Annotated in this window: 16 protein-coding genes; 7 read left to right on the forward strand and 9 right to left on the reverse strand. The window is 73.2% G+C overall.

Annotated features, from left to right (window positions below; genetic code table 11):
• Nucleotides 1–27: 27 nt before the first annotated feature.
• A complete protein-coding gene (locus N4G63_RS04100) occupies nucleotides 28–1311 on the forward strand; it encodes a glutamate carboxypeptidase (protein ID WP_314599377.1) in 1284 nt (427 codons plus the stop codon).
• Between the two features lie 40 nt (nucleotides 1312–1351).
• Here N4G63_RS04100 and N4G63_RS04105 read toward each other — a convergent pair whose 3' ends face one another.
• Nucleotides 1352–2203, reverse strand: a complete 852-nt coding sequence (locus N4G63_RS04105; RefSeq protein WP_314599378.1) for an acyl-CoA thioesterase — start codon at nucleotides 2201–2203, stop codon at nucleotides 1352–1354.
• A gap of 99 nt (nucleotides 2204–2302) precedes the next feature.
• Nucleotides 2303–4492 (reverse strand): ATP-dependent helicase, encoded by a 2190-nt coding sequence (locus N4G63_RS04110; protein WP_443111999.1) that lies wholly within the window; start codon nucleotides 4490–4492, stop codon nucleotides 2303–2305.
• A gap of 68 nt (nucleotides 4493–4560) precedes the next feature.
• Between N4G63_RS04110 and N4G63_RS04115 the strand changes: the two genes are divergently transcribed.
• The 4 genes from N4G63_RS04115 (at nucleotide 4561) to N4G63_RS04130 (ending at nucleotide 11373) form a co-directional block, all read left to right on the forward strand.
• Nucleotides 4561–7746 carry an adenosylcobalamin-dependent ribonucleoside-diphosphate reductase gene (locus N4G63_RS04115; protein WP_314599379.1) on the forward strand — a complete coding sequence of 1062 codons (3186 nt, stop codon included), beginning with the start codon at nucleotides 4561–4563 and terminating at the stop codon, nucleotides 7744–7746.
• A 443-nt stretch (nucleotides 7747–8189) separates the two neighbouring features.
• Nucleotides 8190–9935, forward strand: a complete 1746-nt coding sequence (locus N4G63_RS04120; protein ID WP_260790300.1) for an FMN-binding glutamate synthase family protein — start codon at nucleotides 8190–8192, stop codon at nucleotides 9933–9935.
• Nucleotides 9936–10035: 100 nt separating this feature from the next.
• On the forward strand, nucleotides 10036–10668 hold the full coding sequence (locus N4G63_RS04125; RefSeq protein WP_260790301.1) for a hypothetical protein: 633 nt from the start codon (nucleotides 10036–10038) through the stop codon (nucleotides 10666–10668).
• A gap of 141 nt (nucleotides 10669–10809) precedes the next feature.
• Nucleotides 10810–11373, forward strand: a complete 564-nt coding sequence (locus tag N4G63_RS04130; RefSeq protein ID WP_260790302.1) for a PEP-CTERM sorting domain-containing protein — start codon at nucleotides 10810–10812, stop codon at nucleotides 11371–11373.
• 127 nt (nucleotides 11374–11500) lie between these two features.
• Here the strand turns inward: N4G63_RS04130 and N4G63_RS04135 are convergent, their stop codons facing one another.
• Both N4G63_RS04135 and N4G63_RS04140 read right to left on the reverse strand, forming a co-directional pair.
• Nucleotides 11501–12112 carry a glutathione S-transferase family protein gene (locus N4G63_RS04135; protein ID WP_260790303.1) on the reverse strand — a complete coding sequence of 204 codons (612 nt, stop codon included), beginning with the start codon at nucleotides 12110–12112 and terminating at the stop codon, nucleotides 11501–11503.
• Between the two features lie 114 nt (nucleotides 12113–12226).
• Nucleotides 12227–13537, reverse strand: a complete 1311-nt coding sequence (locus N4G63_RS04140; RefSeq protein WP_443112000.1) for an amidohydrolase family protein — start codon at nucleotides 13535–13537, stop codon at nucleotides 12227–12229.
• Between the two features lie 60 nt (nucleotides 13538–13597).
• On the opposite strand from N4G63_RS04140, the gene N4G63_RS04145 reads away from it, so the two are divergent.
• Nucleotides 13598–14461: a phytanoyl-CoA dioxygenase family protein gene (locus N4G63_RS04145; RefSeq protein WP_260790304.1), complete on the forward strand. Its 864-nt coding sequence runs from the start codon at nucleotides 13598–13600 to the stop codon at nucleotides 14459–14461.
• 9 nt (nucleotides 14462–14470) lie between these two features.
• Here the strand turns inward: N4G63_RS04145 and N4G63_RS04150 are convergent, their stop codons facing one another.
• Nucleotides 14471–15964: a CoA transferase gene (locus N4G63_RS04150; protein WP_314599380.1), complete on the reverse strand. Its 1494-nt coding sequence runs from the start codon at nucleotides 15962–15964 to the stop codon at nucleotides 14471–14473.
• Nucleotides 15965–16215: 251 nt separating this feature from the next.
• Here N4G63_RS04150 and N4G63_RS04155 point away from each other — a divergent pair, with 251 nt between their 5' ends.
• Complete coding sequence (locus N4G63_RS04155; protein ID WP_260790305.1) at nucleotides 16216–17583, forward strand: citrate/2-methylcitrate synthase; 1368 nt, start codon at nucleotides 16216–16218, stop codon at nucleotides 17581–17583.
• Nucleotides 17584–17658: 75 nt separating this feature from the next.
• Here N4G63_RS04155 and N4G63_RS04160 read toward each other — a convergent pair whose 3' ends face one another.
• The 4 genes from N4G63_RS04160 to N4G63_RS04175 all read right to left on the reverse strand — a co-directional run bounded on the left by N4G63_RS04160 (nucleotide 17659) and on the right by N4G63_RS04175 (nucleotide 21884).
• Entirely contained in the window at nucleotides 17659–18750 is a 1092-nt protein-coding gene (locus N4G63_RS04160) for an RNA methyltransferase (protein ID WP_260790306.1), read from the reverse strand.
• Between the two features lie 100 nt (nucleotides 18751–18850).
• Nucleotides 18851–19750 (reverse strand): hypothetical protein, encoded by a 900-nt coding sequence (locus N4G63_RS04165; RefSeq protein WP_260790307.1) that lies wholly within the window; start codon nucleotides 19748–19750, stop codon nucleotides 18851–18853.
• Nucleotides 19751–19819: 69 nt separating this feature from the next.
• Entirely contained in the window at nucleotides 19820–20341 is a 522-nt protein-coding gene (locus tag N4G63_RS04170) for a hydrogenase maturation protease (protein WP_260790308.1), read from the reverse strand.
• Between the two features lie 7 nt (nucleotides 20342–20348).
• On the reverse strand, nucleotides 20349–21884 hold the full coding sequence (locus tag N4G63_RS04175; protein ID WP_260790309.1) for a Ni/Fe hydrogenase subunit alpha: 1536 nt from the start codon (nucleotides 21882–21884) through the stop codon (nucleotides 20349–20351).
• Between the last annotated feature and the right edge of the window lie 5 nt (nucleotides 21885–21889).

Genomic DNA, 21889 nt, shown 5'->3' on the forward strand with positions numbered 1-21889 from the left:
TGCACCAGCCCTTTTTGCGGAGACTGCATGGCCCTGCCCCTGACCCTCAGCCCTTATTCGCTGCGCCGCAGCGCCCGTGCCGCCCTGGCCAGCCTGGCCAGCCTGGCGCTGCTGGCCGCGCCGCTGCCGACCCTGGCCGCGCCCGATGCCGCGCTGCTGGCCGCTGCCCGCAGCGCCCAGCCGGCGGTGATGCAGACGCTGCGCGAGATGGTGGCCATCGAGTCCGGCACCATGGACGCGCCGGGCCTGGCGCGCATGACCGATTACGCCGAGAAGCGGCTCAAGGCGCTGGGCGGGCAGGTCGAGCGCAAGCCGGCCAGCGCCGGCCACAGCGAGCTGCTGAGTGCCCGCTTTGCCGGCAGCGGCACCCGCAAGCTGATGCTGATGGCGCACCTGGACACCATCTACTGGCCCGGTGAGCTGGCCAAGACGCCGATCCGCGAGGAGAACGGCCGCCTCTACGGCCCCGGCATCGCCGACGACAAGGGCGGCGTGGCGATGATCCTGCACGGCCTGGAGGTCCTGCGCGCCCAGGGCTGGAAGGACTATGCCCAGATCACCGTGCTGTTCAACGCCGACGAGGAGTCGGGCTCACCCGGCTCGGGCGAGGCGATCGCCGCGCTGGCCGACCAGCACGACGTGGTGCTGTCCTTCGAACCCACCAGCGCGCAAGACCCCGGCGTGCTGCTGGCCGCCGCCGGCGTGGGCGAGATCCTGATGAAGGTGAAGGGCCGCGCCTCGCACGCCGGTGCCGCGCCGCAGCTGGGCCGCAACGCCGCGCTGGAGCTGGCGCACCAGATGCTGGCCACCGCCGACATCGCCAAGGGCATCCCGGGCGCGCAGCTGAACTGGACAACGATGAAGGCCGGCAATGTGCGCAACCAGATCCCCGACAGCGCCGAGGCCGGCGCCGATGTGCGCCTGACCCGCCCCGACGCCGCCGACAAGCTGCTGGCCGCGGTACAGGCCAAGGTGGCCGACGGCAAGCAGGTGCCCGACACCGAGGTGAGCGTGGCCCTGCGCGTGGGCCGCCCGCCGTTTGTGGGCGGGCCGCGCACCCAGGCGCTGGCCGAGCGCGTGCGCGCCATCGCCGCCGAGCTGGGCGAAGGCAAGCCGCTGGGCATCCACCCGATCACTGGCGGCGGCACCGATGCCGGCTTTGCCAACCGCTCGGGCAAGGCCGTGGTGCTGGAAAGCCTGGGCCTGCCGGGCTGGGGCTACCACGCCAAGGACGAGTACATCGCCATCGATCAGATCGTGCCGCGGCTGTACCTGGTGACGCGGCTGATCACCGAGCTCGGAAAGAACTGAGCCACGGCCTCGCTGAGTCCGTGATCCTCCCGCCTTGCCGCTATTCCTTGAAGTACACGACCTGGTGCGTGGTGGCCAGCAACTGCCCGGCCTCGTTCCACAGTTGCCCGGTCTGGTCGAAGTAGCCCTGGTGGAAGGCCTGGGCCTGGGCCTGGGCCAGCAGGTGGCCGCTGCCGCTGCCGGCCAGCATGGCGCCGTCGGCATGGAAGTACACGGTCATCGACACCGTGCCTGCCGGCACGCGGCGCGCGCGGCGCAGCCAGACGCGCGGAAAGAAGATGTCGCTCAGTGCCGCCAGCGAGGCGAAGTCGAGCGCGCGCGGCGGCGCGTCGCGCACCCACAGGCGGCTCTGGCTGTGCGCGTGGGTCTGGCCTTCCCATTGCATCGGGATGCCACCGGAGACCGGCCGCATCTCGTAGCGCTGCAGCCAGGCCACCATGCCCGGCGGCAGCGGCTGGCGGGCCACGGCCTCGGGCGCCGGCACGGCGGGCATGGGCATGTCGCTGGCGCTGAAGGTCTCGCGCCGCAACGCCGTGAACACCGTGGCCGTGGTGCACACCTGGGGCTGGCCGTCGGCATCCGGCTGGCTGATCTCGACGATCCAGTGCTGGGTGCTGCGGTTGGTGCGCACCGGCCGGGCGGTGGCGGTGAACGGGCCATCGGCCGTGGCGCCGGCGTAGTTGACGGTCAGCGACACCGGCTCGCCCAGCAGGCGCGGGTGCTGCAGCACGGCGTTCAGCGCGATGGCGGCGGTGATGCCGCCAAACGGGCCCACCATGTTCTGCCAGGCCGGCTGGGTGGCGCCGAGAAAGTCGTTCGGTGCCTGGGGGCCGGCCGGCGTGAGCGCGATCGCGGCGTCGAAGGGGTGGGGGGTGAAACAGCTGTCGGTCATGCCCCGCAGTGTGCCGGCCCGGCTGCGCCCGGCCCGTCGTCTGGGTGACGGGTGACGGGCCGATGGGCCAAGGGGCCGAGGGGCCGAGGGTGCGCAGGCTCATGACCAGGTGTTGCGCAGCGCGGCGCCCAGATCGAGCGCGCCGTCGGGCAGACCGGCCAGGTCGGCGCCGGCAGCGTCGGCCGGCGCCGCGGCCGGGGCCAGGCGCTCCAGCGTGGCCATCACGCGGCGGGTGACAAAGCGCGACACGTTGCCGTAGAGGTGGCGGTCGCCATGGCGGTGCTGCTGCGTGACATGAAAGCGCAGCGGCGCCATCAGCCGCAGGTGGCGGCGTGCGCGGGTGATGCCCACGTAGAGCAGGCGGCGCTCCTCCTCGATCTCGCCGGCCGAGCCGGTAGAGAGGTCGGACGGCAGGCAGCCGTCGACCACGTTGAGGATCTGCACCGCGCTCCACTCCTGGCCCTTGGCCGAGTGCAGGGTGCTGAGGATCAGGTAGTCCTCGTCGCGGTGCGGCACGCCCGATTCGTCGCTGGTGGCCTCGGGCGGGTCGAGCGTCAGGTCGGTGAGAAAACGCTCGCGGTGGCGGGTGCCGGCGGCCAGGGCCTGCAGCTGGTCCAGATCGGCCAGGCGCAACGTGTGGTCTTCGGGGTGCAGGCGCTCCAGGTGCGGGGCCAGCCAGTCGCGCACGCGGCCCAGTTCGCCCGGCCAGGGTGAATCGGGCCGGGCCAGGCCGGCCATCAGCTGCACCAGTGCCGGCCACTCGGCCCGCGCCGCGGGCGGCGGCTGCCAGGCCTGCAGCGCGGCCAGCGGCTCGGGTGCGGCGTCCATCGCGTCCAGCAGGCGGCGCGCACTGACCGCGCCGATGCCCGGCACGCGCTGCACCACGCGCCAGCCGGCCAGGCGGGCGCGCGGGTTGTGCGCCCAGCGCAGCACCGACAGCAGGTCCTTGATGTGCGCGGCCTCCAGAAATTTCAGCCCGCCGAACTTCACGAAGGGGATGTTGCGCCGCGCCAGCTCGAACTCGAGCGCCGCGCTGTGCGTGCTGGTGCGAAACAGCACCGCCTGCTGCTTCAGGCGCAGGCCTTCCTCGCGCCAGGCCAGGGCCTGGTCGGCCACGCTGCGGGCCTGGTCGAGCTCGTCGGCCACGGTCACCAGCTGCGGCCGGGCCGACTCGGTGCGCTCGGTGTGCAGGTGCTTGTCGGGATGGCCCGGCGCTTCGGCGATGAGGGCATTGGCGCAATCCAGGATCGGCTGCGTGCTGCGGTAGTTGCGCTGCAGCGCCACCACGCGGGCCGGCGGCTCGAACTGCTGCGCAAAGCCCAGGATGTTGCCGACCTCGGCGCCGCGAAAGGCGTAGATGCTTTGCGCGTCGTCGCCCACCACGGTGAGGCCGCTGCCATCGGGCCGCAGCCCGCGCAGGATGGCGGCCTGCAGGCGATTGGTGTCCTGGTACTCGTCGACGAACACCTCGTCGAAGCGTGCGCGCAGGTGCGCGGCCAGCGTGGGCTCGGCCAGCAGGCGCTGCCAGCCCAGCAGCAGGTCGTCATAGTCGAGCGTGGCCTGGGCGTGCTTGTCTTGCGCATAGGCGCGAAACAAGGCGGTGAGCGCATCGTGCGCATCCAGGCACCAGGGGTACTGGGTGGCCAGCACCTGGCCCAGCGGCGCCTGGGTGTTCAGGCAGCGCGAGTGGATGGCCAGGCAGGTGGCCGGCAGCGCAAAACGCCGGCCGCCACGGGCCTGGGCCGCGGCCTGGCCGCCCACATTGGCCTGGGCCAGGCCCAGCCGCTCGCGCGCCAGGCCCATCAGGCTCTCGGCATCGGCACGGTCGACGATGCTGAACTGCGGCGCCAGGCCGATGCGCGGGGCGTAGTCGCGCAGCAGCCGCGCCGCCACGGCGTGAAAGGTGCCGGACCACGGCAGCAGCGGTGCGGCGCCGTCGGGCGAGCTGCTGCGCAGGCCCAGCGCCTGCTGCACCTGGCGGCCCGCGCGCTGGCTCAGCGCCTGCGCGGCGCGGCGCGAAAAGGTCAGCAGCAGCAGCCGGTTCGGGTCGGCGCCGTCCAATACGCGCTGCGCCACGCGGGCGGCCAGGGTCAGTGTCTTGCCGGTGCCGGCGCCGGCCAGCACCAGCAGCGGGCCGCCGCGGTGCAGCACGGCGGCCCGCTGTTCGGGGTTCAGCGTGTCGAGGACAGAGAGGGGTTCTTGGGCCACGTCAAGACCGTGCCGGGCGAGTGGGGAGATGGCTGTCGGCGGCCCGAGATTACTGTATAAATTGCCAGCCGAATCCAACATCGCAGCGCCGGGTGGTTCTGATCGAACCGCGCCGGCGCTGTGGCTTCCTGACCCGCGTGCGAACCACCATGACCCAGCCAGCCCTGTTTTCCGACGCCGCCGATGAGCACGACTCCCGCGTCACGGGCCGCCAGGCCGCCACCCCTGCCGCCGCCCCTTCCGCCGCCCCTGACACCCCGGCCGCGCCCAGCCGCGCCTCGCTGCCGCCGCAGCCGATCAGCGCCGAGGTGCTGGCCGAAAAGTACGCCAAGGGCGACGAGACCACGCTGGATGCGGTGCGCCAGCGCGTGGCCCGCGCGCTGGCCGAGGCCGAGGCGCCCGAGCAGCGCGCGCTGTGGACGCAGCGTTTTCTGGATGCGCAGCGCCGCGGCTTCGTGCCCGCCGGGCGCATCAACTCGGCCGCCGGCACGCGCCTGGCGGCCACCCTGATCAACTGCTTCGTGCAGCCGGTGGGTGACTCGATCGCCGTGTCCGAAGACGGCTTTCCGGGCATCTACACCGCGCTCACCGAAGCTGCCGAGACCATGCGCCGCGGCGGCGGCGTGGGCTACGACTTCTCGCGCATCCGGCCCTCGGGCGCCTGGGTGGCGCCCACGCAAAGCAGTGCGTCGGGCCCGGTGAGCTACATGCGCGTGTTCGACCGCAGCTGCGAAACGGTTGAATCGGCCGGCGCGCGCCGCGGCGCGCAGATGGCCGTGCTGCGCTGCGACCACCCCGACATCGAGCGCTTCATCCACGCCAAGGACCAGGGCGATCTGCGCAACTTCAACATCTCGGTCGGTGTCACCGATGCCTTCATGGCCGCGGTGCAGGCCGACGAGGCGGTTGAACTGGTGCACAAGGCCGAGCCCGGCCCCAAATTGAAGCAAGGCGCCCAGGCCGCCGAGGGCGGCGACTCGCCTCAGGGCGGCCCGGCGGCCCATCCGGCCTCGGGTGCCTACCAGCGTGCCGACGGCCTGTGGGTCTACCGCCGCGTGAAGGCCCGCGAGCTGTGGGACCAGATCATGCGCAGCACCTACGACCACGCCGAACCCGGTGTGCTGTTCCTCGACCGCATCAACAGCGACAACAACCTGGGCTACTGCGAAACCATCGCGGCCACCAACCCCTGCGCCGAGCAGCCGCTGCCGCCCTACGGCTGCTGCTGCCTGGGCAGCGTCGATCTCACCCACTTCGTGCAGCGCCCGTTCGAGGCCGACGCGGCCTTTGACGACGCCGGCTTTGCCCAGGTGTGCGCGGTGGCCACGCGCATGCTCGACAACGTGCTCGACGTCACCGTGTGGCCGCTGCCGCAGCAGCACGAAGAGGCGCGCAACAAGCGCCGCGTGGGCCTGGGCTTCACCGGCCTGGGCGATGCGCTGGTGATGCTGGGCCTGCGCTACGACAGCGAGCCGGCCCGCGCGATGGCCCGCCACATCTCGGCCGTGATGCGCGACGCCGCCTATGCGGCCAGCGCCGACCTGGCGGCCGAGCGCGGCGCGTTCCCGCTGTTCAATGCCGACCTGTACCTGTCGGGCCGCGCCCAGGAGGCCGCCGCAGCGCCGGGCCAGGCCAGCGGCGGCCAGGGCGGCAGCTTCGCGTCGCGCCTGCCGCAGCCCATCAAGGACAAGATCCGCGCGAACGGCCTGCGCAACAGCCACCTGCTGTCGATCGCCCCCACCGGCACCATCAGCCTGGCCTTTGCCGACAACGCCAGCAACGGCATCGAGCCGGCCTTCAGCTGGAGCTACCACCGCAAGAAGCGCGAGGCCGACGGCAGCTTCAAGCAGTACAGCGTCGAGGACCATGCCTGGCGCCTGTACCGCCACCTCAAGGGCGCCGACGCGCCACTGACCGAGGCCTTCGTCACTGCGCTGGAAATGAGCGCCGAGGCCCATGCCAGCATGGTGGCCGCGGTGGCGCCCTACATCGACACCTCGATCAGCAAGACGGTCAACGTGCCGGCCGACTACCCGTACGAAGACTTCCAGGGCCTGTACCTGCAGGCCTGGCAAGCGGGCCTCAAGGGCCTGGCCACCTACCGCCCCAACAGCGTGCTGGGCTCGGTGCTGAGCGTGGACGCACCGGCCCCGGCCCCGGCCGCGGCCGCCACGGCGGCGCCGGTGGCCCAGCCGCAGCCCGCCGCGCCCATGGCGGTGGCCACGCCGGCCGGGCTGGACGGCGCCAACCAGCGCCTGCGGGTCGAGCGCCTGCCGGCGCCGGTGCTGGCCAGCCTGCGCTGGCCCGGCCGGCCCGAGCTGCCCGGCGGCAATGCCGCCTGGAGCTACCTGATCCAGCATCCGCACGGTGATTTCGCGCTGTTCGTCGGCGAGATGCCGGCCGAGGCCGGCCCCGATGGCGGCCTGTTCGGCCGCAGCCTGCCGTTTGAGGTGTGGGTCAACGGCGCCGAGCAGCCCCGCGGCGTGGGCGCGCTGGCCAAGACCTTGTCGATGGACCTGCGCACCAACGACGCCGCCTGGCTGCGCCTGAAGCTCGACGCCCTGGCCACCGTGGCCGAGGAGCGCGCCTTCGAGATGCCCTCGCCGCCCGGTGGCGACAAGCGCCTGTACCCCGGCGTGGTGGCCGCCACCGCGGCGGTGATCCGCTGGCGCTGCGAACAGCTGGGCGCACTGCAGGAGGGTGGGCCCACACCGGTGGTCGATGCCATGTTCAGCCGCGACGAGCCGCGCACCGGCCCCGATGGCACGCTGGCCTGGGGCGTCGACATCGACAACCCGGCCACTGGCGAGCGCTTCACCCTCACGCTGAAGGAGGTGGCGCTGTCCGGGCCCGATGGCGTCGCGGTCAACCGGCCCTGCGCCATCGGCTTCTCGGGCAACTACCCGCGGGCCTACGACGGCCTGGCACGCCTGCTGTCGCTCGACATGCGGGTGGTTGATCCGGCCTGGATCGGCATGAAGCTGCGCAAGCTGCTGAACCTGGGCGAGCCGCTGGGCCACTTCATGGCCCGCGTGCCGGGCGAAAAGCGCCAGCAGGTCTGGCCCAGCACCGTGGCCTACATCGCGCGCCTGGTGATCCACCGCTACGCCATGCTGGGCGTGCTCGACGAGCAGGGCCTGCCGGTGCAGGCCATGGGCATCCTGGCCGCACCGGCCGGGCGCCCCGACGCGGCGGCCGACCCCACCGTGGCCAGCCCCGGCGGCATGCCCCCGATGGCCGGCAAGTCCTGCCCCGAGTGCGGCAACCACACGCTGATCCACAAAGACGGCTGCGAGTTCTGCACCACCTGCGGCTTCGTGGGGCAGTGTGGCTGAGGCTGGACGTGAGCCAGCGCCTGCGCGCTGGCGAACGCCTGCCGAAGCGGCCGGGCATGCCAAGCCCGGCCGTGGGTGCGTGGGCACAGGCTGGACGTGAGCCAGCGCCTGCGCGCTGGCGAACGCCTGCCGAAGCGGCCGGGCATACCAAGCCCGGCCGTGGGTGCGTGAGCACAGGCTGGACGTGAGCCAGCGCCTGCGCGCTGGCGAACGCCTGCCGAAGCGGCCGGGCATGCCAAGCCCGGCCGTGGGTGCGTGAGCACGGGCAGGGGCTGAGCCGGCCGGGCCGGCAAAGCCCCGGATTGCCAGGCCAAGGCCGCGTTGATGCACCGATCGCCGGCGGGTCGGCGTGTCTCCAATGCAGTCTGGCGCCGTGTCTTCGCAGGCGCCGCTGGCTGGTCGCGCCGTGGTGGTGCGGCCCGGCCGCCATCAAGGAGACTGCGATGCCCGCCTGGCTGATGACGCTCGACCGATTTTTTCCGGTGCGCCTGCTCACGCTGGCGCTGGCCGCCGCCGCCTTTGTGGGCGGGGCGCTGGCCTGGTGGGCCGGGCAGCCGCGGGCGGGCTGGCTGGCCGTGGCCGGCGCGCTGGGCCTGGCCCAAGGCCTGCGCGATCTGCTGCAGACCCGCCACGCGCTGCTGCGCAACTATCCGCTGATCGGCCATGTGCGCTTTCTGCTCGAATGGGTGCGGCCCGAGATCCGGCAGTACTTCATCGACAGCGACCGCGACGCCGTGCCCTTCTCGCGCCAGCAGCGCAGCCTGGTCTACCAGCGCGCCAAGGGCCAGAGCGACAAGCGCCCCTTCGGCACCCAGCTCGATGTCCGGGCCGACGGCTACGAGTGGATCAACCATTCGGTGGCGCCCAGCCGCATCGCCAGCCACGACTTTCGCGTGCTCATCGGCGGCTCGTCGGGGCCGGATGGCCGGCCCGGCAGCGGCCGCTGCAGCCAGCCCTACTCGGCCAGCCTGTTCAACATCTCGGCGATGAGCTTCGGCGCGCTGAGCGCCAATGCCATCCTGGCGCTCAACGGCGGGGCCAAGAAGGGCGGCTTCATGCACGACACCGGCGAGGGCTCGATCAGCGCCCACCACCGCGTGCATGGCGGCGATCTGGTGTGGGAGATCGGCTCGGGCTACTTCGGCTGCCGCCATGCCGACGGCCGCTTCAGCGCCGAGGCCTTTGCCGCTACCGCGGCCGACAGCCAGGTCAAGCTGATCGAGCTCAAGCTCAGCCAGGGCGCCAAGCCCGGCCATGGCGGCATGCTGCCGGGCCCCAAGGTCACGCCCGAGATCGCGGCGGCACGCGGTGTGCCGGTGGGCGAGGACTGCATCTCGCCGGCCGGCCACAGCGCCTTTGCCACGCCGGTGGAGATGCTGCAGTTCATCGACCGGTTGCGCACGCTGTCGGGCGGCAAGCCGGTGGGCTTCAAGTTCTGCGTCGGTCACCCGTGGGAATGGTTCGCCATCGCCAAGGCCATGCTCGAGACCGGGCTGCTGCCCGACTTCATCGTGGTCGATGGCGCCGAGGGCGGCACCGGCGCGGCACCGCTGGAGTTCACCGACCATGTCGGCGCGCCGCTGCAGGAGGGCCTGCGCCTGGTGCACAACACCCTGGTCGGGCTGGATCTGCGCGAGCGCATCACGCTGGGCTGCGCCGGCAAGATCGTCAGCGCCTTCGACATCGCGCGCGCCATGGCCCTGGGCGCCGACTGGTGCAACTCGGCGCGCGGCTTCATGTTTGCGCTGGGCTGCATCCAGGCCCAGCACTGCCACACCGGCGCCTGCCCCACCGGCGTGGCCACGCAAGATGCCGCCCGCGGCCGCGCGCTGGTGGTGCCCGACAAGATCGAGCGTGTGGCGCGCTTCCACCAGAACACGCTCGAGGCGCTGCGCGAGCTGGTGCAGGCCGCGGGCCTGGGCCATCCGCGGCAGATCCAGCCGCAGCACATCATGCGGCGCAATGCCGACCACCAGGTGCGTTCGCTCGAAACCGTGCTGCCCACCGTCAAGCCCGGCGCGCTGCTGGCGGCCATCCGCGGCGAGGCCGACTGGCCGCTGCACGTGTTTGCGCGCTACTGGCACCAGGCCGCGGCGCACAGCTTCCAGCCGGTGCCGGTGGCGGTGCCGCCCGAGGCCGCCCGCCGCGCCGACAACACCCTGAACACAGGGAAAACGCTGGGCGTTTGAGTGCCCGGATCCCCCGGCTTGCGGGGGGCAGGCCATCATCAATATTCGCTAAAAATGAACCCCAACAATAGCTCCTGTCGTTGGGAATATGAGAAGCCTGATGCTGGCCACGCGCGATGGTCACACTGGCGCACGCTGGGCCGCCGCACTGGACGGTGCAGGCCCCTGGCGTGTGCTGATGCCGGTGCATTCGCTGGCCGAGACGCGCCTGATGCTGGGCCGCACGCCGCCCACCCTGCTGCTGATTGAACCCGCGCTGGTCGACGGCCCGGTGCACGAGCTGCTGCGCACGCTGCAGCTGCGCACGCCCGCTGAGCGCATCCTGACCCTGGTGGTCACCGAGCACGAAGACGACACCCGTCTGCTCGACCTGCTGCAGGCCGGCGCCGACAGCATCCTCGCGCGGCCCTTTGACGCGCAGCTGCTGGCCGGCGCCGTGCACGACGCGCTGGCCGGTGGCGCCGACATCGCGCCCTGGGTGGCGCGACGCCTGCTCGAGCACTTTGGCGTGGGCCAGCCGGCACTGGCCAGCCAGCGGGTCGAGGAGCTCAGCAACCCGCTGGCGCTGACCGCCGACGAGGGCCAGCTGCTGCGCCGCCTGGCACTGGGCTACCGCCTGGGCGAGCTGGCCCGCGAGGCCGACGTGAGCGCCCGCGAGCTCACCGCCTGCGTGCGCCGCATCTACCGCAAGATGCAGTGGACGCTGCGCGCCGGCGATCTGCAGCTGGTGTAGCGGCGCGGGCCGCCGGGTGGCGGGGGCCTGACGCGCCCCTCATTCCAGGCGGTTACAACAATTTAGGGGTGTCATACAGTCGTCGCCAGGGCGTCATGCAGCCGGCGATGGTTTCGGCGCGACGGCCCCGGGAGTCAGAACATGAACAAGTGGATGAGCGCGGCCCTGACCGCTGCCGCGATGATGGCCACCGGCGCGCAGGCCGCTGGCACTGTGGCCTACACCCAGGTGCAGGGCAGCGCCGGTGTCGTCAACGCCGCACTGGCGGGCGATGGCCTGTTTCCGGCCGACAGCACCTACTGGCAGACCCAGAGCGCCTGGTGGTTTGGCACGACCGAGGCCGTGACCTTCAGCTTCGATCAGGCCTACAGCCTGAGCGGCGTGACGCTCACCGTCGACAACAACGACTTCTACCAGGTGCAGATCTCCAAGGACGGTCTGAGCTGGTCGCAGTACGTCACCATTCTGGCCTTCGAGGGCGCGGTCACCGGAGGCCAGGAAACCTTCACGCCCAGCGTGGTCACCACCGGCCCCGGCTACAAGTACGCGCGTGTCGTGGCGCTGTTTGGCGACAACGCCTACAGCGTGGGCGAGGTGCAGTTCACCGGCGTCAGCGCCGCAGTGCCCGAGCCCACCTCGGCCGCGCTGCTGCTGGCCGGCCTGGTGGGTGTGGGCTTTCTGGCCGGGCGTCGCCGCGCGGTGTGATCGCCGCGGCGGCGGCGGGCCCCATCCGGCCGCCGCGGTCCGCAGGCAAAAAAAGGCCGGTCAGTGACCGGCCTTTTTTCATTGGCGGGCGGCCGCGGCACATGCCGCGCCGCGCTGGCTCGGCCTCTCAGGGCGGCGGTGCGGTGTCGATGAAGCTCGGGCGGGCCGCCAGCTTGAGCGCCAGCCGGGCCAGGTTGGGGTAGTCGGTGCGCCAGTCGATGTGGGCGAAGCGGAAGTCGAGGTAGGCCAGCGCCACGCCCACCGACACATCGGCCAGAGTGAGGTGGTTGCCACTGCACCAGGGCTTGTCGCCCAGGCCCAGGCTCATGGCCTTCAGGGCGCTGTGCACGCGGCTCATCTGGCGCTCGATCCAGGCCTCGCTGCGCAGGCCTTCGCGCGGGGCCCAGGTGGCTTCCAGCCGGGCCAGGATGGCGGCATCGCACACGCCGTCGGCCAGTGCCTCCCAGGTGCGCACTTCCACGCGCTCGCGGCCCGAGGGCGGGATCAGCTTGCCCACCGGGCTGAGGGTGTCGACGTACTCGACGATCACGCGCGAGTCGAACACCGCCTCGCCGCCTTCCATGATCAGGCAGGGCACCTTGCCGAGCGGGTTGGACGCCAGGATCGCCTCCTGCCCCCACACGTCTTCCAGCACCAGCTGGTAGTCGAGCTTCTTCTCGGCCATCACGATGCGGACCTTGCGGACGTAGGGGCTGGTGAGTGATCCGATGAGTTTCATGTGCTGTTCTGGTTCTGGGCCTGGGGCTTCCCTGTTCGATTCATTCTAGCCAAGGGCCCCTGCCGGCCACGGGGGCGGGCCATCGGTTCGGGCGGGGTGCGCGCAGTGGCTGACTCAGTGCGGCAGCGTCCAGTCGAGCCGGTCCGGCCGGCCCGGCAGGTCGAGCGTGGCGGTGGCGGCCGGCGTGCGCGCCAGCACCCGGCCGCGCCGCACCACGGCCAGCCGCGTGGCGCGCAGGCGGATGGCCTCGACCGGCGAGCGCGCCTGCAGCAGCACGAAGCTGGCCTCGCAGCCCACCGCCAGGCCGTAGCCGGGCAGGCCCAGGATGCGGGCCGGATTCACGGTCACGGCGTCGAAGCAGGCGCGCATCGCGTCCTGGCTGGTCATCTGCGCCACATGCAGGCCCATGGCCGCCACCTCGAGCATGTCGCCCGAGCCCAGGCTGTACCAGGGGTCCATCACGCAGTCGTGGCCGAAGGCCACGTTCACGCCGGCGGCCATCAGCTCGGGCACGCGGGTCATGCCGCGGCGCTTGGGGTAGCTGTCGTGCCGGCCCTGCAGCGTGATGTTGATCAGCGGGTTGGCCACGGCCTGCACGCCGGCCTCGGCGATCAGCGGCAGCAGCTTGCTGACGTAGTAGTTGTCCATCGAGTGCATCGAGGTGAGGTGCGAACCGGTGACGCGGCCCTGCAGGCCCAGGCGCTGGGTGTGCCAGGCCAGGGTCTCGATGTGGCGGCTCAGGGGGTCGTCGCTCTCGTCGCAGTGCATGTCGACGCGCAGGCCGCGCGCGGCGGCCAGCTCGCACAGCAGCTTCACGCTCTCGGCGCCTTGTTCGGCCGTGCGCTCGAAGTGCGGGATGCCGCCGACCACCTCGACGCCCAGGTCGAGCGCGCGCTTCAGGTTGGCCAGGGCCGTGGCGCTGCGCAGCACGCCGTCCTGCGGAAAGGCCACCAGCTGCAGGTCGAGGTAGGGCGCGACGCGGCGCTTGACCTCCAGCAGCGCCTGCACGGCCAGCAGGCGGTCGTCGCAGACGTCGACATGGCTGCGGATGGCCAGCAGGCCGCGGGCCACGGCCCAGTCGCAATAGGCCATGGCGCGTTCGATCAGCGCCTCGGCCGTGAGCAGCGGCTTGAGCTCGCCCCACAGCGCAATGCCCTCCAGCAGCGTGCCGCTGCGGTTGATGCGCGGCAGGCCGTGGCTGAGCGTGGCGTCCATGTGGAAATGCGCGTCGACGAAGGGCGGGCTCAGCAGCCAGCCTTGCGCGTCGAGCAGCGTGGTGCCGGCCGGGGGCGTCAGCACCGGGTCGGTCGACTCGCGGATCTCGGCGATGCGGCCGTCGATGGCCAGCAGGTCGACGCCGCTGCGGCCATCGGGCAAGGTGGCCTGGCGGATCAGCAGCGGCGGCAGGGTCGGCATGGTCGGCATGGATGGGGCTCCTGCGGTGCGGGCATGGCTGGCAAGGGTATGCGATGGCATCATCAAGCGATGCTCACCCCTGCCCAGCAAGACCAGTACCAGACCCAGGGTTTCATCGTGCTGCCCGGCTTCAAGCGTGCCGATGAGGTGGCGGCGCTGCGCGCACGCGCGCTGGCCATCGTTGACGCCTTCGATGCCGGGCGTCACCACAGCGTGTTCAGCACACAAGACCAGGCGCGGCGCAGCAGCGACGAGGTGTTCATGGCCTCGGCCGAAGGCATCGAGTGCTTCTTCGAGGAAGAGGCCTTCGATGCGCAAGGCCGGCTGCGGCAGCACCAGCGCCTGTCGATCAACAAGATCGGCCATGCCATGCACGACCTCGACCCGGTGTTCGAGGCCTTCTCGCACGGCCCCGCGCTGGCCGAGCTGGCCACCGATCTGGGCCTGCAGCAAGTGCAGCTGTGGCAGTCGATGTACATCTTCAAGCAGCCGGCCATCGGCGGCGAGGTCAAGTGGCACCAGGACGCGAGCTTTCTCGACACCACGCCCACCAGCGTGACCGGCTTCTGGTTCGCCCTGGAAGACGCCACGCGCGACAACGGCTGCCTGTGGGTGCAGCCCGGCGGCCACCGCAGCCCGCTGCGCGAGCGCTTCGAGCGCGTGCCCGAGGCCCAGGGCGGCGGCACGCGCATGCTGGCGCTGGACACCACGCCCTGGCCCGACGCCCGCGCGCCAGGCACCGATGCCGTGCCGGTGGAGGTGGCGGCCGGGGCGCTGGTGGCCTTCCACGGCCTGCTGCCGCACTGGAGCGCACCCAACCGCTCGGCGCAGTCGCGCCACGCGTACACGCTGCATGCCACCGACGGGCGCGCGCACTATGCGGCGCACAACTGGCTGCAGCGCGGGCGTCTGCCCCTGCGCGGCTTTGACTGAGGTCGGGCGTCAGTCCTGCAGCCACTGCGCCGGGTGCGAGCCCGGCGGCATCGAGGGCAGGGTGTAGGCCGGCGGCGTGAGCGACAGCATCGCGCCGTGGCGCAGGCCCTGCAGCCGGCCAAAGCCGCTGGCCTGCGGCGCATCGAGATAGGGCGTCACCTCGGGCGCCACAGCCTGCAGCCCGCCCGGCACCCGGCCCAGGCCGCGCAGCCAGCGGGCCACGCCGGCCAGGCTCACGTCCACCTGCCAGCTGCCGCCTTCGCGTGCCTGGCGCCACAGCGCGGCCTGGGCGCCAAAGGCCAGCAGGTAGCCGGCGGCGTAGTCCAGGATCTGCAGGGGCATGGCCTTGGGTTGGTCCGAACCTGCGGCCTCGGCCTCGGCCCAGTTGAAGCCGGTGGCCGTCTGCACCAGTGAATCAAAGCCGCGGCGCCGCGCCCAGGGGCTGTCGCTGCGGCCGTCGTTGCTGCCGTAGGCCGACAGCGACACGCACACGATGCCCGGGCGCAGCCGCGCCAGATCGCGCGGCGCAAAGCCCCGCGCCGCCAGCCCGCCGGGCCGGTAACCCTGCAGGAACACATGCGCCTCACCCAGCAGCGCGGTCAGCCTGGCGCCGCCGTCGGCGGTGGCCAGGTCGACATGGGCCGAGCGCTTGCCGCGGCTGGTGTCGGCAAGGGCCTCGATGTTGGGCAGCCGGGGCGAGTTGACCAGCAGCACATCGGCGCCATGCGCGGCCAGCGTGCGACCGGCCACCGGCCCGGCCAGGATGCGGGTGAGCTCGAGCACGCGCAGGCCGGCCAGCGGGCGCCCAGCAGGGTGCAGGGCGGGCCAGGCGATGGCGGCGGCGGGCGGCGCACCCTCGATCGGCGCGATGCGCAGCACGGGTGTGCCGGCCAGCGCCTGGCCTTGCGGGTGGGCATCCCAGTCGCTGAAGCGGCGTGCGGCGGCCACCACCAGGCCGGCCTCGGCCGCGGCGCTCTCGAAATGCTCGGCGCGCCAGTGGCGCAGCGCCTGGCTGACCTGCGCGCGCTCGGTGTCGGGGCCCGGGGGCAGGCCCAGCAGGCGCAGTGCGCCATCGCGGTGGTGGGCAAAGTTGGCGTGGATGCGCACCCAGCCGGGCGTGCCCACGGCCTCGCCGCAGCGGTACAGGCCCGAGAGCTTGTCCCAGATCGAGGGCACCACGCCATCCAGCGTGAACCAGGCCGTGCTGTCCAGCGTGGCATGGGTGGCGTCCACCGTCACCTGCTGGCGCGGGCCACCCGCAGCCTGGCGCAGGTGCCACAGCTCGGCCGCCGCCAGGGCCGCGGCGGCCAGGCTCGACTGCGCGGCCGTGGTCACCGCAAACGACGATGGCAGCACCGCCGCGCCCTGGCCCGGCAGCGCCACCTGGGCCAGCGCCTCGGGCGGCAGACCGCCCAGTTGCCACAGCCCGGCCAGGGCCGCGGCGGCAGAGACGGGGGTGTTGGCGGGCGTGTCGGCGGGCGGGTCGGCGGGCGTGCTGGTCATGGTGGTGGCGGCGTGCCTGGCTGTGCCCTGGGGCGTGCGCGCATTGGATGTCGCGCGCAGCGCCAGCGTCAATCTTGATCGGGCCGATCAAGCTGCCGATCCAGCTGGCGATCCGGGGGCCGGGGCCCTGGCGGCCTGGGCCGCCGGCGCGGCCTCTGGCGATCAGGCCAGGTGGGCGACCATCGCCGCGCCACGCCTGGCCAGGCCAGGCCAGGCACTCGCCCCGCCAGGCGCGGCCCGAGAATGCCCCCATGAGCCCTGCCGACCGCTGGATGAGCGCCGACGAGGCGGCGCGCCACCTGGGCGTGAGCCGCGCCACGCTGTATGCCTATGTCAGCCGCGGCCTGCTGCAGCGCGAGGCGCTGCCCGGCGCGGGCGCGCGCCGCAGCCGCTACCCGGCCGATGCGGTGCTGCGCCTGGCCAACCAGCGCCGCGCTGCCCGCAACCCGCGCCAGGCCGCGCAGGCCACGCTGGACTGGGGCCTGCCGGTGCTGCCCTCGGCGCTCACCCTGATCGAATCGGGCCGGCTGCACTACCGCGGCATGGACGCCGAGGCCCTGGCCGAACAGGCCACGCTGGAAGACGTGGCCGCGCGGCTGTGGCAGCTGGATGCGGCGGTGCTGGCCCGGGCCGCGATGGCCCCTGCCGTGCTGGCGGCCGAGCCTGCCGCCGCGCTGCTGGCACCCTGGCGCCGCGTGGCCACGCCCGGCCCCGCGCGCTGCCTGGCCACGCTGCAGGCGCTGCGCGCGGGGCAGGCGCTGGCGCAGGCCTCAGCGCCGCCGGCGGCCCGTGCGGCATGGGCCGGTGCCGCGCCGCTGGCCGCGGCCACCCCGCCCGAGCCGCTGGCCATCGAAGCCCTGGCCCTGCTGGCCACGGTGCGCGCGGCCTGCACCCAGCAGGCGGTGCCCGCGCGCCTGCGCGCCGCGCCGCTGCACCGCCGCCTGCAGGCCGCGTGGCGGCTGGACGCGGGCCAGGCCGATCTGCTGCGGCGCGCCCTGCTGCTGTGTGCCGACCATGAGCTCAATGCCTCGAGCTTCACCGCACGCTGCGTGGCGGCCACCGGGGCCGATCTGGGGGCCTGCGTGCTGGCCGGGCTGGGCGCCTTGTCGGGCCCGCGCCATGGCGGCGTGACGACGCGGCTGGAAGCGCGCTGGCCCGGGTGGATGGCCGCCGCCGGCGACGCCCGCCGCCTGCGCCGCCTGGTGGCCACGCTGGCGGCACCGCCCGAGGCCGGCCCGGGCCGCGGCGGCGCGTTCACCGTGGGCTTCGGCCATCCGCTGTACCCGCAGGGCGATCCGCGGGCGCGGCATCTGCTGGCGCGCCTGCCGCCCGATGCCCGGGTGGCGCGCCTGCTGCGCGAGGTGCAGGCACAGACCGGCTGGGCACCCACCATCGACTTCGCACTGGTGGCGCTGCGCCATGCGCTGGGCCTGCCCGAGGGCGCCGCCTTTGCACTGTTTGCCATCGGCCGCACGGTGGGCTGGATCGCGCATGCGCTGGAGCAGCGCGCGCAGGGCAGCCTGATCCGGCCACGCGCGGCCTATGTGGGCGAGCCACCGGCCGGCCTGGCCGGCCCGGCCGCAGGGGCGCCGGCAGGGCGCGTGGTGCGCCGGCGCTGAGCGTGCGTTGAGCGTGCGGTGAACGTGCCCCCCCCGCGCGGCATGGGCCTGCGCAGCCGGGCCCTTCACCGCGGGTCAGGCGGCGGGCGCGATGCCGATCACGCGCCGGGCGCTGCCCGCCTGGCCCCGCGCCGGCCGCTCGGCACGGGCGCGCAGCTGGCCGCAGCCGGCGTCCACGTCCTGCCCGGCCGAGCGGCGCAGGCGGGTGAGCACGCCGCGGCGGTTGAGCCAGCGGGCCATCTCGGCGGCGCGCTCCCAGCTGGGGCGGCGGTAGCCCGTGCCTTCCACGCTGTTGAACGGAATCAGGTTCATCATCGCGCGCTTGCCGGCCAGCAGCCTGGCAATGCCTTCGAGCTCGTCGTCGCCGTCGTTCACGCCTTCCAGCAGCGTCCATTGAAACTGGATCGGGTAGCCGGTGGCCTGGGCATAGGTTTCGCCCAGGGCCACCAGCTCGGCCGGCGTGAGGGCCGGCGCGCGCGGCAGCAGCTCGGCGCGCAGGGCCGGCTTGGTGGTGTGCAGCGACAGCGCCAGCGCCGGCTTCACCCGGCCCGCCTGCGGGCCCAGCAGGCGCTCGAACACCCGCGCATCGCCCACGGTGGAGAACACCAGCTCCTTGTGGCCGATGTTGCCGGCCGTGCCCAGCAGCTCGATGGCGTCCAGCACCTCGTCGAGGTTGTGCGCCGGCTCGCCCATGCCCATGAACACCACCCGGCGCACGCCGTGCCGCAGCGCGGGCCGCTGCTGCCGCGCCAACACCACCTGGGCCACGATCTCGGCGCTGCCCAGCTGGCGCACCAGGCCGCCCTGGCCGGTCATGCAGAAGCGGCAGCCCACCGCGCAGCCCACCTGGGTGGACACGCACACGCCACCGCCCTTGGCGCCCACCGGCAGCAGCACGCTCTCCACCATCTGGCCATCGTGCAGGGCCACCAGCAGGCGGGCCGAGCCATCGTCGCCCGGGTGGCTGGTGTGCAGCCGGGCCAGGCCGGCCAGCGCCGCGCGCAGGCCGGGCAGGGCCTCGAGCAAGGCCTTGGGGTAGAAGTGCTCGGGAGCGTGGGCGCCGCGATCAAGGCTGGCCGCCTGGGCCCAGTGGCGCAAGACGCGCTGCTGGTGGGCCGGGCCGGCGCCCAGCGTGCGCAGTTGGTCGAGGAGGTCGGCGATGCGCATGGCGGCAGGCGGTGGTCGGCCCCCATTGTCGGCGATGGGCCCGGCGGCACGGCGCCGCCGGGCCGCCATGTGCCCGCGCAGCGGGTTCAATCACAGCTTGTCAGCTGGCCATCGCCATCGCGAACTGCCCCACGCCGAAGCGCAGCGAGACGGTGGGCAGCGCGTCGCTGGCCTGGCCCAGCGGCGCTTCGGCGTAGTCCAGCAGGCTGCAGCCGTGCAGCGTGATCGTGCCCAGCACCTTCTTCATCGCCGGGTCGAGCAGCTCGACGGCCAGCGTGAGGTAGTCGCTGTCGGCGATCAGGCCATCGGCGATGACCTTGCCCACCCAGGCCAGCAGCTCGTCGCGCGCGCTGGCCAGGAAGTCGAGCTGCACCTCGCCCAGATCAATGCTGTAGCGATGGCGTGCCGGCAGCCGGGCAACGCCGTAGGCCTCTTCGGCCAGCGTGGCGGTCACGGTGGGCAGGGCCACGCGCAGCACATGGCGGCTGTCGAAGGGCAGGCCGCCCACGCGGAAGTTGGCGAGCATCGGGCCCTTGCGGGAGCCGGCCACCGCGCCGGGCGGGCTGCTGCCCTCGGCCTTGGGGTAGGCCACGGTGCCCGGCTGCCAGCGCAGGCCGATGCTGAAGGGCAGCTTGCTGGCGGCGTCCAGCGTGGGCAGCTGCAGTGCGGTGATCAGGCCCTCGCTCCAGGCGATGCGGCGGGCCACGCGGCCGCGCGCATCCAGCACCAGGGCCGCGCCGGCCACCGGCTCGGGCCGTGCCTCGGGCAGCGACAGCGCCCAGTCCAGCAGGGCGCCCTGGCCGCCCAGCGTGAACTCGGCCGCCATCTCGGTGATCGCCACCTGGGCCGCCAGGCGCGCCGCGGCACCGGGGCCGGCCGGCACCACCACCGGGCTGAGCTGGTAGCCCGGCGGCTGCAGGCTGCGCAGCCAGCCGGCGAACTGGCCGTTGAGCTCGAGGGCGGTCGTGCCCTGGAGGGCCGAGGGGCGGACAGTGGCCATGGCAGGGGGCTCCTTGCAGTGGGGGGCGTGGCGGGGGGCGATCAGCATACCGCGCCGCCGCTGGTGGGCCTAGGCGGCCAAGGGCGCGTCCTGCAGCCAGTCCAGCACCCAGGCCACCGCGGCATCCAGCGCCGCCAGCGCCGCCGCTGCGGGCGGCTCACCCAGGCCGAACCGCGTGCCGCGCAGGGCCAGCAGCGTGGCCGCTGGCGGCGTCAGGCCCAGCACCTGGCGGTGGATGTGCAGCAGCGCGGCCGGCGACAGCGCGTGGCTGAAGGCGCTGGCATCGGCCTGCGGCAGCAGCGCGCGCACGGACCAGGGCGCGTCCAGCGCGATCTGGCAGTCGATGAACAGCACGCGCGCGCGGCCGGCCAGGTCGAGCACCTGCTCGGGCTGCAGCTGGTGCAGCTCGAGCAGCTCGACTTGCGCCACCAGGGCCGGCAGCGCCACCGGCAGCGCCGCGGCCAGGGCATCCAGGCACAGCGGGCCCAGCGCATCGTCGCCACGGGCGCGGTTGCCCCAGCCGACCACCAGCGTGGCCGCGCGTGTGCCGCTGCCCGGGTGGGGCGGGTGGGGCGGGTGGCCTGGGTTCATGGCCGGCTCACCGCGTGCACCGGCCATCGCCGTCGCGCAGCAGGCGGTCGAGCGGCCGGCCGTCGGCGGCGCTCAGCTGCACATCCAGCGGCATGCGGCCCAGCGCATGGGTGGCGCACGACAGGCAGGGGTCGTAGGCGCGGATCGCCACCTCGATGCGGTTGAGCAGGCCCTCGGTGAGCGCGCGGCCGTCGAAGTAGTGGCGGGCCACCGCGCGCACGGCCTCGTTCATGGCCTGGTTGTTGTGCGTGGTGCTGACGATCAGGTTGCAGTGGGTGACGAGCTCGTCACGGCCCACCCGGTAGTGGTGAATCAGCGTGCCGCACGGCGCCTCGATGCTGGCGATGCCCTCGCGTTCGCCTTCGCTGTCGCCCCCGGGCCCGCCCTGGCGCGGCGCGCTGGCCGTCAGCTCGCCGGCGCGCAGCGCGGGCTCGTCCAGCAGCTCGGCAATCACCTCCATGGCGTACAGCAGCTCGATCATGCGCGCCCAGTGGGTGCTGAGCGCGCCATGCGCCACGGCGCCGCCGGCCGCGGCCACGAAGGCCTGGCGCGCGGCCTCGGCCCGCGGTGTGGGGATGTGGCTGCAGTTCTGCACCCGCGCCAGCGGCCCCACGCGGTACCAGCCCCGCTCGGGGCCGAGGGCGCGCAGGTACGGGAACTTCATGTAGCTCCAGGGCCGCACCTCTTCCTCGATCAGGTCGAGGTAGCGCTGGTCGCTGTGGCCATCGAGCAGCAGGCTGCCGTCGGCATGGCGCACGCGCAGCACGCCGTCGTAGAGCTCCATCGCGCCGTCGCCCGGGCGCACCAGCGACAGCATCATCGCCGGCACCTCGCCGAAGTGGCGGTACAGCGCGGGCTCGCTCTCGTGCAGGCGCGCGGCCAGCGCCACCGCACCCTCGGCCCAGGCAATGCGCTCGGCGGCCTGGCCCTTGAGCAGCGCATGGTCGTCATCGCTGAGCAGGCGGTTCACGCCGCCGGGCACCGAGCCGGTGCCGTGGATGCGCTTGCCGGCGGTGGCGCGGATCACCTCCTGGCCATACTGGCGCAGCAGCACGCCCTGGCGCGCGATCTCGGGGTGGGCCTCGGCCACGCCCACGATGTGGCGGCGCTGCGGCTCGCTGTCAAAGCCAAACAGCAGGTCGGGCGAGGCCAGGTGAAAAAAGTGCAGCGCATGGCTTTGCATCACCTGGCCGTAGTGCATCAGCCGGCGCATGGCGGTGGCCGAGGCCGGCAGCGGGTGCGCGCCGCCGCGGCCGGTGACGCCCACCACCGCATCGAGCGCCTTGCTGGCCGCCAGGTGGTGGCTCACCGGGCAGATGCCGCACAGGCGCTGCACCATCACCGGCACCTCCCAATACGGCCGGCCGACGATGAACTGCTCGAAGCCGCGAAACTCGACGATGTGCAGCCGCGCCTGCTGCACGCGGCCGGCCTCATCGAGCAGCAGGGTCACCTTGCCATGGCCCTCGACGCGCGAGACCGGGTCGATGGCCACGCGGCGCAGGCGCTCGGGGTGGGCGGCGGTTTCCAGGTCGAAGGGCATGGGCT

This window comes from Aquabacterium sp. OR-4, from assembly GCF_025290835.2.
GTDB lineage: Bacteria > Pseudomonadota > Gammaproteobacteria > Burkholderiales > Burkholderiaceae_C > Pseudaquabacterium.